Below are 11,657 nucleotides of genomic sequence, written 5' to 3' on the forward strand. Positions count from 1 at the left end.
TTTTCGACCGGAGCCGACAGCTGTACGAGCTGCGAGCAGCGCTCGACGGCGCGGTCTACTTCATGGCCGTGCGTGACAGCGGTCAGAATCCGCCGCCGAATGAGCGCGGGTTGATGTTCCCGACTTTCGACGACGCTACAAAGTTTGACAATAAGAGTCATCGCGGTCGATTGAAGGCACTCTCTGACAACAGCTTCGACCTTCTCCGATATGTTCAACCGTTCAACGCCCAACCCGACCACCTCGGCAACGTCCTGTGGTGGCTCGACGAGCTGGCGCGGATCGACAGACACCGCTACGGGCACGCCCTCGCTGCGCACGCTGACCACATAAGGGTCGGGGTGTCGGCCCCATTGGAGATGGTCGAGAGCTACCTACCGCCCAACCCAGCGGGTCCGATCATCGTCGATGAGACACAACCCGTGCGGATTATCGAGGTCAAGGCACCCTCGGCTTGGGACGACGTGGAGTTCCAGGAGCACCTGGCTATCGGCGACGGCTGGTCGAGTTTCCTTGACGTGCCCGAGTGGCGGTCTCGGGCCGCGACGTTATTGAGTGGGCTGACACTCGACAAGCGTATGTACGCCTGCGAGACCTTCGTCCTGGACGACATCATCGAGCCGTTGGTGGCGGGGACAGCGACACTGCCCGACCCGAACGACGAGGACGCAGCGTAGGACACGCGCTGTCGGCCGCCTCTACTACTGTCATCACCTGTGACCACCCTCGGCAACTTCGTATGGTCGATTGCTGACCAACTGCGCGGAGTCTACAAGCCCCACCAGTACGGGAACGTGATCCTGCCGTTCACCATCCTTCGGCGGATGGACGCGATTCTGGAACCGACCCGCGACGAGGTGCGGGCGCTCGCGAAGGAGACTGCGGCGGGCCCACGTCTGGACCGCGCCGTGCACAAGGCGACCGGGCTGCGTTTCTACAACACCAGCAAATTCGACTTCGCCAAGCTCCTGGCCGACCCCGAGGGCCTGGAGGAGAACCTCGTCGACTACATCAACCGGTTCAGCGAGAACATCGACGTGTTCGAGCGCTTCAAGTTCGAGGGCGAGATCGCGACGCTCGCGGAGAAGGATCGGCTCTACCAGGTAGTCAGCCAGTTCGCCGAGGTCGACCTGCACCCGGACCGGATCTCCAACGCCGACATGGGCGACCTGTTCGAGGAACTGATCCGGCGGTTCGCCGAGGCCTCCAACGAGGAGGCCGGCGAGCACTTCACGCCGCGCGATGCGATCCGGCTGATCGTCGACCTGATCTTCGCCGAGGAGCAGGAGGGCCTGATGGAGCCGGGCACCGTCCGGTCCATCTACGACCCGACCGTCGGCACCGGTGGCTTCCTCTCCGTCGCCGAGGAACGACTCCTCGAGCGCAACCCGCAGGCCCGCCTGCGCCTCTACGGGCAGGAGATCAACGACCAGTCGTACGCGATCGCCAAGTCCGACATGATCGCCAAGGGCCAGGACGCCACCAACATCCGCCTCGGCGACACGCTCGCGGACGACAAGTTCGCGGGCCAGACCTTCGACTTCGTCCTCTCCAACCCGCCCTACGGCGTCGACTGGAAGTCGTCGTTGGAATCGGTGAAGGACGAGGCGAAGCGGTTTCCCGACGGCCGCTTCGGTCACGGCACACCAGCCGTCTCCGACGGGCAACTCCTCTTTCTCACCCACGTCGCCCACAAGCTGCGCCCGCCGGCCGACGGCGGCGGCCGGGCCGGCATCGTCCTCAACGGATCACCGCTGTTCACCGGAGCGGCCGGCTCGGGCCCGAGCGAGATCCGCCGCTGGCTGCTGGAATCGGACCTCGTGGAGGCGATCGTAGCGCTGCCCACCAATCTGTTCTTCAACACCGGCATCGCCACCTACGTGTGGCTCCTGGACACCACGAAACGACCCGAGCGCAAGGGCAAGGTCCAACTCGTCGATGCGACCGGCTTCTGGACCAAGCTGCGCAAGAACCTCGGGTCCAAGAACCGCGAGGTCGGTGACGCCGATCGCGAGCGTATCGTCAAGATCTACGACGACTTCGCCGACGGCGAGCACTCCAAGATCTTCGACGTGGAGGAGTTCGGCTACTGGACCATCACCGTCGAGCGACCGCTCCTCGACGACGACGGCGAGATCGTGCGCGACCGCAAGGGCGATCCCAAACCCGACGCCAAGAAGCGCGACACCGAGAACGTTCCCTTCACCTACGAAGGCGGGATTGAGGCATACGTCGCCGCCGAGGTTCTGCCGTACGTCCCCGACGCTTGGGTCGACGAGAAGAAGACCAAGGTCGGCTACGAGATCCCGTTCACCAGGTACTTCTACAAGTATATGCCACCCCGGCCGTTGGAGGAGATCGACGCCGAGCTCAACCAACTGGCGGGGGAGATCATGGAACTTCTTCGTGAGGTTGAGGCGTGACTTGGTCACCGGAGTGGCAGCGAAACCTTCCTGCGGGGTGGGAGTTGGTACAGCTGCGTCGTGTCGCGGCGGTTCGCAATGGTGCCGATTACACGGATGTCGAGGTCAGCGAGGGTGGGTATCCGGTCTACGGATCTGGTGGCGAGTTCCGTCGTGCGTCTTCATATCTCTACGACGGCGATAGCGTGCTGTTCGGCCGTAAGGGAACGATCGACAGGCCGCTGCTCGTGGCTGGGCGTTTCTGGACGGTCGACACGATGTTCTACACCGAGTTGTCGCCGCAGGTAGACGCTGGGTTTCTGCATTACTACGCCACGACGATGCCATTTGGGTACTACTCAACGAGCACGGCCTTGCCGAGTATGACTCAAGGTGACTTGGGGTCCCACCGGATACCGCTGCCAGCGGTTGAAGTTCAGCGGATGATTCGCAGCTACCTCGACCGCGAGACCGCCCAGATCGACGAGCTGATCGTGAAGCAGAAGAAGTTGATCGAGGTGCTCCGCGAGCGTTCTTCTGTGGTGCGAGAAGCGGGCTTTGCCACAGTGGTCGGCTCCGGCCACCGGTTGAAGACCGTGCTAGCGGAGATTGACCAGCGCGCGGGGGGACAAGTTGGGCGGCAGTTGCCCCTCCTGTCAGTTTCGATCGTCAGTGGCGTCTCTCGGCGGTTGGTGGACTCGGCTCAAGCGGCATCAGAGGACCTCAGCCACTACAAGGTGGTCCGGGCGGATGACATCGTAGTGAACCGCATGCGTGCATTTCAGGGGGCGCTTGGTGTGGCCCGCGAGGATGGCATCGTCAGTCCTGACTACGCAGTCCTGCGATGTGCGCCGGATATCGATCCCACTTGGCTGTCACAGGTAATGCGAACAGCGAAGTTCGTCGCCGAGATGACGAGTCGTCTCAAGGGAATCGGTGGCACTGAAGGCGGCGCCGTGCGCACTCCGCGTATCAACGTCGTCGACCTCCTCGAGATTCGCGTCGCGGTGCCGGCGCGCTCGGTTCAACTCGAGAGTGTCGAAGCTGATTCACTTGCACGTGAATCCTGTGGTCGCCTCACGGACAAGGCGGAGCGGTTCATCGAGCTGTCCAAAGAGCGCCGAGCGGCACTCATCACCGCGGCCGTGACCGGCCAGATCGACGTGCAAGGGGCAACGACGTGAGCCATCGGGACTATAGGATTAGCGAACTCGTAGCGATGATCGAGAATGGTCAACTGCAGCTACCCGAGATGCAGCGGCAATACGTGTGGACGTCGACGAAGGTGCGAGACCTTCTTGACTCTCTCTACCGCGGTTACCCCTCCGGCCTGATCCTGATGTGGCAGACGCCGCACGACTCAGACGTTGCGACGAGAGAGTTTGCGGTCGCAGCCAACGCGGCAAAGGTGGGTTCGGCGTTGCTGCTGCTCGATGGCCAGCAGCGCTTGACCTCGCTTTCCTCTGTTCTACGTGGCGAGCCCGTCAGTGTCGGGCACCGTAAGAGGCCTGTCGACATTCTCTTCAATCTGAATCACCCGGACGAGTTGACCTTCATAACTGAGGTCGACGAGCCGGATGATGCGGATGCTCCTGATGAAGCGGAGCTATCGGTAGTTGACAAGGCTAATCGTCGTGCGTTCGTAGTTGCGAGTAATGCGATACTCGCCCAGGACAACTGGGTGAAGGTCTCAGACGTCTTCGCCAGGGATGAGACGGAGATTCTTCAGAGTGCTGGATTGACGGGATGGGACGACCCTCGTTTCAAGCGCTACCAGGCTCGACTGGCGCAGTTACGTCGGATCCGCGAGTACGTCTACAGGGCGGAGGTCCTTGCACCGACGATGTCCTACGAGGAGGTCACCGAGATCTTCGTGCGAGTCAACTCGCAGGGTGTCAAATTGCGCAGTTCCGATCTCGCGATGGCGCAAATCACTGCGCGCTGGCGCGGGTCGCTCGACTTGTTCACCTCTTACAAGGAGTCGGTGGCGGCCAAGGGCTTCGACTTTGACCTCAGCGTGTACTTGCGGACGATGATCGCCACCCTCACGGGTCAATCGAGGTTCCTCACCGTTGGCAGCCTGACCAAGGAGCAACTTGAGCCGGCGTGGGAGGACACGAAACGCGTCGTCGACTTCGCTATCGACTACCTGCGTAGCAACTTCGGAATCGACAGTCCCACTGTTCTGTCCTCGCCCTTCCTGGTGACGACCGTCGCCTACTGGGCGCACGTGCGTGACCTGAAGATCGCGCCGTCTGAGGCTGCCGCCTTCCGACAGTGGTTCTTGGTTGCGAACGCCAAGGGCAGGTACTCGAGAGGGTCCTCGGAGACGTTGCTTGACCAGGACCTCGCCGCATTGCGCAAGGACGAGGGTGTGGGCGGCCTGCTAGCCCGACTACAGCAGCAGTTCGGCCGCCTCGACTTCACGCCTGCCGACCTGGTGGGCAAGAGTGCCCGCAGCGGTGCCTTCAAGACCATGTTCATCCTGTTCGCGGGACACCACGCGCGAGACTGGAAGACGTCGCTGGTGATCAGTCCCAAGCACCAGAACAAGGCCGACAAGATCGAATTCCATCACATCTTCCCGAAGGACTACCTGAAGACGAACCGGCCTGAGTTGTCCGACGCCGAGATCAACGACATCGCCAATCTCGCGTTCATCGGATCTGGGACGAACAAGCAAGTCAGTGCAAAGGCACCCGCCGAGTACCGAGGCGTCTACGCGGATGAAGACTTCGCGGCCCAGCTCATCGACTTCGATGCGTGGGGCGACCAGGCTGGTGACTATGAACGATTCATCGCGGAGCGCCGGGCGGAGATAGCAGCGGCATTGAACGAGTTCTTCGGATTGGAGACGCATGAGTGACGACGAGGTTCAGATGATCGCGCACTGGCCCACCGTGCTCGATGACGGCAACTATGCGGAACTGGCGATCCTCACCGACGAGTCAGGGGAGCGGGTGGCGATGGCTCTGGCTCGCGGAGACGAGCCCGAGCCCGTCCTCCTTGGCTACATCTACGACGTGCCATCGGCCGGTGTTGCCGCCGATCTCATCGAGCACATTGTGGCAATGCCCGAGCAGGCGCGGATCGGTGGCGAGCACGTGCTCGACGGAGCTGACACCAGCCATCCCGGCGTCGAATGGGTTGCGCCTGTCGAATTGAGCAACGACCCCGACCCGAAAAGAAGGATCGCGGCCGGCGGTATCCGACGGCTGTGGGTCGTGCCCAGCGTCACCGGTGACGTACTCGGCCTGTTGGCGCCCAATCTCGATCCCGAGCAGTTGGGCGAGTTCGTCTCGGTCGACGCCGCGAACTCCTTCATCGAGGTGATGGACGTCTTGGTGGCCGACCCCCGGTACTCGGTGTTCGCCGACGACTCGGATGCGGAGGAGGACTACGGGGACGGTGCCAGATAGATCACGGTCCCAGTGTCGGCGTCGATGATCGACGCAGGGAAATCGCGGTAGTCGACCGTGAGCGCGGTGTCGGAGCCGCGTGGTCCGGGCTTGAGTGTCTCCGTGACCGTGAACCAGATCTGATGGAACTCGTCGTACCGTGGATCGTCCATCTCGATGTCGAGGTCGCCGGTGTTCTCACTCTCGTAGTCGGTGAACCAGGTGCAAATGTAGCCTTCGCCGTCGGGGAACTCGATGCGGTAGCGTGAACCCGGCTTGCTGTCCGCGTAACGCATAACGACTCCGACTGTGGCTGCCTCCTCTGGATGGAACCATCCCATTCCTGCTACTCCCTACGGGCGACTTGGATCGGGCGGCACCAGCGTGCAGGTTGCGCGGATGGTGCGAAACCTGGGACCAGCCTTGCAGACATCACGGCCGTCATTGTGGATCATCGACGTATCGGGCAAAGTGGCAGTCAATCGACCCCCTCCCCAGCCTCTCGACGATGCTCAAATTGGAGGGGCCTTTCTTTCCTAGACTGGACGGAATCTCTACGAGGAGTCGGAATGAGGACGATCACCGTCACGGAGTTGCGTCGAAACGCTACTGAGGTTTTCCGTGCGGTCGAATCGGGTGAATCGTTTGTCGTGACCCGGCGCAACCGGCCGATCGCTCGCTTGCTTCCAAATCAGAGTTCCTCCTCATCGCTCGTCATCCGCCCCGCCCGCAAGCGAGGGCGTGCGGATCTCGCCGCGCGACCGCGCCATCAGCCCAAGACTGCCCCGACGATCGAAGCGCTCATCCAGGACATGAAGTCGACGTGGTGAACACCAACGCGTGCCTAGGACGGCCCGCTCGTGGCTGATTACAACGAGTACAAGCTCGAAGAAGAAATTGCCGAGCACCTGGCCGCAAACGGGTGGCACTACTCGCGCACCGACGACGGTTACGACCGTGCTCGCGCACTCTGGCCCGACGACGTCTTCACCTGGTTGGAGGAGACACAACCAGACCAGTTCGCGAAGTACGGCCGTTCGGACGTGGTGCTCGATGCGCTGGTCAAGCGGCTGAACACTCCGATGGAGGCTGGCGGCGGCTCGTTGAACGTGCTGCGGCGCGGATTCCAGCACATCGCCGCGTCGTTCAGAATGGCGCAGTTCCAGCCGGAGTCAAGCCGCAACGAGACGGCGGTCGCGAACTATGCCCGCAACCGTCTCCGCGTCGTCCGGCAGGTGCACTTCTCCACCGCCGACAACCGCAGCATCGACATGGTGCTGTTCGTCAACGGCATCCCCGTCGCGACCATCGAGCTCAAGACCGACTTCACCCAGAGCGTCGACGACGCCGTCGAGCAGTACCGCCGCGACCGCAAGCCCAAGACCAACGGCCGCGACGAGCCATTGCTCGGTTTCGGCACCCGGGCGCTGGTGCACTTCGCCGTCTCCAATGTGGAAGTCCGGATGACCACGCGGCTGGCGGGGGAGAAGACCCACTTCCTACCGTTCAACCGGGGAACCGCCGACGGCGGCGCGGGCAACCCGCCAGCTGCCGACGGCAAATCGGCCACCGCGTACCTGTGGGAAGAAGTCTTCGCCCGCGACGCGCTGCTCGGCATCCTCGGCCGGTTCATGCACCTGGAGAAGGTGGTGGCCACCGATCCGATCACCGGTAGGAAAGACCGCTCGACGAGGCTGCTCTTCCCGCGTTTCCACCAATGGGATGCGGTGCGGAAGCTCGCCGCGACGACGGCTGCAGAGGGGGTCGGCCAGAAGTACCTCATCCAGCACTCCGCGGGCTCGGGGAAGACCAACACCATCGCGTGGACGGCGCACCGACTCGCACGACTGCAGGTCGCCGACGAGAAGGTCTTCGACACCGTCATCGTCGTCACCGACCGCAACGTCCTCGACGCCCAGTTGCAAGATGCGCTGAAGCAGATCAGCAACGACGCGGGGATCGTCGCCTCTATCGACGCCAAGGCCGTCCAAAAGGCCGGCGCGGGTTCGAAATCGAAGCTCCTGACTGCTGCGTTGGACTCGGGCAAGCTCATCATCGTCGTCACGCTGCAGACGTTCCCCTTCGTCGCCGAGGAACTCGGTGGTCTGGTCGACAAGCGATTTGCCGTCATCGCCGACGAGGCGCACTCGTCGCAGACGGGGCAAGCGGCGACCAAGCTCAAGAGCGTGCTGACCCGGGCCGAGATCGCCGACCTCGGCGACGGTGGTGAGGTCGATACCGAAGCCCTCCTCGCGGCCGCCGCTCAGGAGCGCGGCTCCGCGTCGAACATCTCCTACTACGCGTTCACCGCCACCCCGAAGGCCAAGACGCTTGAGATCTTCGGCCGCACACCGCCAGGCGGCGACAAGCCGGAACCCTTCCACGTCTATTCGATGAAGCAGGCGATCGAGGAGAACTACATCCTCGACGTGCTGCGCGGCTACCACTCGTACTTACTCGCGGCAAGGCTCGCCACCGAGGGCGGTGAGGTCGAAGTCGACCAGACGGAAGCCACGAAACAGGCGAAGCGGTGGCTGCGGATTCAGGCTCAAACGATCGCGCAAAAGTCCACCGTCATCGTCGAGCACTTCCGCGAGAATGTGGCCCACCTGCTGGACGGCCACGCCAAGGCTATGGTCGTCGCCGATTCCCGCCTCGCCGCAGTGCGCTACAAGCGTGAGATCGACCGTTACATTGCGACGAAGGGGTATGTGTACCAAACGCTCGTCGCCTTCTCGGGGTCCGTCGACGACCCAGAGTTCGGTGTAGAAGGCGCGACTGAGGCTACGTTGAACCCTGGGGCCGGCGACTTGCGAAGCGCGTTCATGCGCGACGAGAACCGGATTATGATCGTCGCCAACAAGTTCCAGACCGGCTTCGACCAGCCGTTGCTGTGCGCGATGTACGTCGACAAGCGGCTATCGGGCGTGACGACGGTACAGACCTTGTCGCGGCTCAACCGGACCTACCGGACCCCCGATGGCGTTGTGAAGGACACGACGATGATCGTCGACTTCGTCAACAACCCCGACGAGGTGCTCGACGACTTCCGGCCTTACTACCGCGACGCCCACCTCGACACGATCACCGACCCCAACCTGGTGTGGGAGTTGAAGGCGAAGCTCGACGCCGCTGGTGTGTACGACGACGCGGAGCTGCGTCGGATTGTGGATGTGTGGCTCAAGCGCCGAGGTAACCAGGCCTTGGATTCGGCTCTCGCGCCCGTGACCTCGCGCTACACGACGATGTATACGAACGCCAAGGAGCGCGGCGACAAGGCCACCGTCGACGCGCTCGAGATTTTCAAGAAGGACGTGTCTACGTTCAACCGCGTGTACGACTTCCTCAGCCAGATCTACGACTACTCCAGCGTCGAACTGGAAGAGCGGTCTATCGCGTTCCGGCTGCTGGAACGGCGGCTGTCCCTGCCGCACGATCCGGGTGCACTCGACCTGTCGAGCCTGCAGATCGTCGCGCTCAAACTGCGAGATCGCGGGTCGGCCGAACTGAAGCTGGAAGGCGACGACAAGGGTCTGCGCGGTGTGACCGCGGCCGGCTCGGGTGCTGCTCAGGACCCGAAGATGGTGGCCTTGTCTGAGGTCGTGGAGCTGCTCAACGAGCTGTTGGGGGCAGAGGAACTTGGGCGTAGTCAGGTTGAGTCGTTCATCGAAGCCCTTGTCGCCAACCTCGCCGGCAATGACGACCTGCGTCAGCAGGCGAGGGTCAATACGATCCAGCAGTTTGCAGAGAGTCCCGACTTCGACGAGGCCGTCGTCGACGCCGTCGCCGACAATCAGTCGGCCTTTAAGACCGTCGCCGATTTCTTCTACACCGATGCGCCGATGCGACAGATGGTCATGTCTCGGTTGGCGGGGCTCTTATACGCCGAGGTCGCCGGATAGCCGACGCCTATCGAGGTGTCCTAGCCTGGGCGGGTGAGGACCACCGATCGTCTACTGCCGCCCGGCTTGATGATCGTCGGGGCGACGTCGATGTACCTCGGCGCGGCCGTGGCCGTCGGGTTGTTCGACGTGCTCTCACCGTCGGCGGTGGCGTGGTTGCGGATCGCCGGCGCCGCCCTGGTCTTGGTGGCGTGGGTCCGCCCCGGACGCGACGCCTGGCGGTGGAACCGGCTGCGACTGGCGATGGCATTCGGGCTGATCACCGCGGGTATGAACATCACCTTCTACGAAGCGTTGTCGCACCTGCCGCTCGGCACGACGGTGGCGCTGGAGTTCCTCGGGCCGATCGCCGTCGCCGTCGTCGGCTCGCGGACGCGACGTGACATGGTGGCGCTCGTTTTCGCCATCGTCGGGGTCCTGCTGATCGCCGATGTACGGTGGAGCGGCACGGCGGTGGGCGTGGTGCTGGCGCTTGTCGCAGCGGTGTGCTGGGCCGGTTATATCGTGCTGGGCAAGCGGGTCGCCCAGCGCGGATCGGGTGCCGAAGATCTGGCGACGGGGTTCGTGATGGCCGCGGTATTGACGTCGCCTTTGGCCTGGTTCGTGTGGCAGGGGATTGCCGACGGTGCGCCGGTGCTGGACGTGCTGGGCAAGGGGCTGTTGGTCGGCGTCGCGTCGACGGCGATCCCGTATGCGCTGGACCAGGTGGTGCTCAAACGGGTCGGCGCGGCCAGGTTCGCCATTCTGCTGGCGCTGTTGCCCGTGACCGCCGCGGTGATCGGCTTCCTGGCGCTGAGTCAGGTGCCGCGCCCGCTGGAGACGGTCGGGATCGTGTGCGTGGCCATCGCCGTCGCGGTCCGCTCGGCCGAGGATGAAACGGCGGAGGAAGTCGTCGGCTGAGGCGGGGGCAGAACAACCTTCTTTCGCTGGTCAGGGGTTTGTCAGACCTCCGAGTTAGCCTGCGTTCAGATCGGATCGGGAGTTGGGGAAACCTCTAGACATCCGAACACATGTGCGATAGTGTGATACACAACACATTGAGCATCAGGGGGGCGGGGGATGGACACCACGAGATTGGCCCAATTGATCGGGGAATTGGCCGATGACCTCGCGCCAGCGGCGGTCGAATCCGGCGCCGGGGTGGGGTATCTGCTTGCTGGGGCGAAGCCGATCGAGGATGACACGGCGGTGTTGTCAGTGTTGGCGTGTGGGTTCCGGTTGGTGGCGATCGGGAACTATCTGATGGCCGCCGGGTCCGCGCGTGCCCAGGCGATGGGGTTGCCGGTGCGGCGCAAGCTTCGGTCGGGTCGCGATGTGCTGCTCGAGTTGCCGTTGGCGCCGTCCTCGGTGGCCAAACTGGTCCGGGTGGGGGCACGGTTGGAGGAGTTGCCCCAGCTCTGCCGGGAGATGCGTGACGGGGATCTGTCGCTCGAGCACGCCGATGCGATGGTGCGCGGGCTCGATCATGTGCGCTCGCGGGTCGGGGCCCACGGGTATGCGGCGCACAAGGAGGCGGTCGTCTCGACGTTGGGGGTCCATGCCCGCTTCGATACTCCGGCCCAGATCGGGGAGAAGGCCCGGGAGATCGCCCACGAGTTGGCCCCGGCTGATCCGCCCAGTATCGCTGCGGCCGATAACCCGATGCTCAACGAGGCCAGCGTCAGTCGTACTGATGAGGGTCGGGTGCGGGTGCAAGCCGATTTGGATCAGATCAGTGGTGAGAAGTTGTTGACCGCGTTGGAGCCGTTGACCAAGCCGGTCCCGGCACCGGATGGTGGGCGTGATCCGCGGACCAAGGGTCACCGTTGTGCTGATGGGCTCGTCGAGATGGTGTCGGCGTATCTGGCGAATCCGGATCGACCGATCGCCGGTGGGGTGGTGGCGCGGGTCGCGTTGACCGTGCCGCTACCGGTGTTGATCCCCACAAGTCCATTGGCCGACGCCACCCGAACACC

10 protein-coding genes are annotated in these 11,657 nt (G+C 63.4%); 9 read left to right on the forward strand and 1 reads right to left on the reverse strand.

Features of this window, described 5'->3' with window-relative positions:
• The 5 genes from B4L26_RS12280 to B4L26_RS12300 all read left to right on the forward strand — a co-directional run.
• Positions 1-677 (forward strand): hypothetical protein (locus B4L26_RS12280; RefSeq protein WP_290719146.1); only part of this gene is annotated, 677 nt, incomplete at its 5' end.
• Positions 678-716: 39 nt separating this feature from the next.
• Positions 717-2,423: a type I restriction-modification system subunit M gene (locus B4L26_RS12285; protein ID WP_290719147.1), complete on the forward strand. Its 1,707-nt coding sequence runs from the start codon at positions 717-719 to the stop codon at positions 2,421-2,423.
• Positions 2,420-3,586 (forward strand): restriction endonuclease subunit S, encoded by a 1,167-nt coding sequence (locus B4L26_RS12290; protein WP_290719148.1) that lies wholly within the window; start codon positions 2,420-2,422, stop codon positions 3,584-3,586. Before B4L26_RS12285 ends, B4L26_RS12290 begins: the two co-directional genes overlap by 4 nt.
• On the forward strand, positions 3,583-5,268 hold the full coding sequence (locus B4L26_RS12295) for a DUF262 domain-containing protein (RefSeq protein WP_290719149.1): 1,686 nt from the start codon (positions 3,583-3,585) through the stop codon (positions 5,266-5,268). Before B4L26_RS12290 ends, B4L26_RS12295 begins: the two co-directional genes overlap by 4 nt.
• Positions 5,261-5,821, forward strand: a complete 561-nt coding sequence (locus B4L26_RS12300; protein WP_290719150.1) for a hypothetical protein — start codon at positions 5,261-5,263, stop codon at positions 5,819-5,821. Before B4L26_RS12295 ends, B4L26_RS12300 begins: the two co-directional genes overlap by 8 nt.
• On the opposite strand, the gene B4L26_RS12305 is transcribed toward B4L26_RS12300, so the two are convergent.
• A complete protein-coding gene (locus tag B4L26_RS12305; RefSeq protein ID WP_290719151.1) occupies positions 5,800-6,096 on the reverse strand; it encodes a hypothetical protein in 297 nt (98 codons plus the stop codon). The genes B4L26_RS12300 and B4L26_RS12305 overlap by 22 nt on opposite strands.
• Before the next feature lie 273 nt (positions 6,097-6,369).
• On the opposite strand from B4L26_RS12305, the gene B4L26_RS12310 reads away from it, so the two are divergent.
• The 4 genes from B4L26_RS12310 to B4L26_RS12325 form a co-directional block, all read left to right on the forward strand.
• A complete protein-coding gene (locus tag B4L26_RS12310; protein ID WP_290719152.1) occupies positions 6,370-6,630 on the forward strand; it encodes a type II toxin-antitoxin system Phd/YefM family antitoxin in 261 nt (86 codons plus the stop codon).
• Positions 6,631-6,660: 30 nt separating this feature from the next.
• Complete coding sequence (locus tag B4L26_RS12315) at positions 6,661-9,702, forward strand: type I restriction endonuclease subunit R (RefSeq protein WP_290719153.1); 3,042 nt, start codon at positions 6,661-6,663, stop codon at positions 9,700-9,702.
• A gap of 90 nt (positions 9,703-9,792) precedes the next feature.
• Positions 9,793-10,602: an EamA family transporter gene (locus B4L26_RS12320; RefSeq protein WP_290719155.1), complete on the forward strand. Its 810-nt coding sequence runs from the start codon at positions 9,793-9,795 to the stop codon at positions 10,600-10,602.
• Between the two features lie 159 nt (positions 10,603-10,761).
• A partial coding sequence (locus B4L26_RS12325; protein WP_290719154.1) for a DUF222 domain-containing protein occupies positions 10,762-11,657 on the forward strand: 896 nt, incomplete at its 3' end.

Origin of the sequence: Gordonia sp. UBA7599, assembly GCA_002477755.1 — a bacterium.
Taxonomy (GTDB): Bacteria; Actinomycetota; Actinomycetes; order Mycobacteriales; family Mycobacteriaceae; genus Gordonia.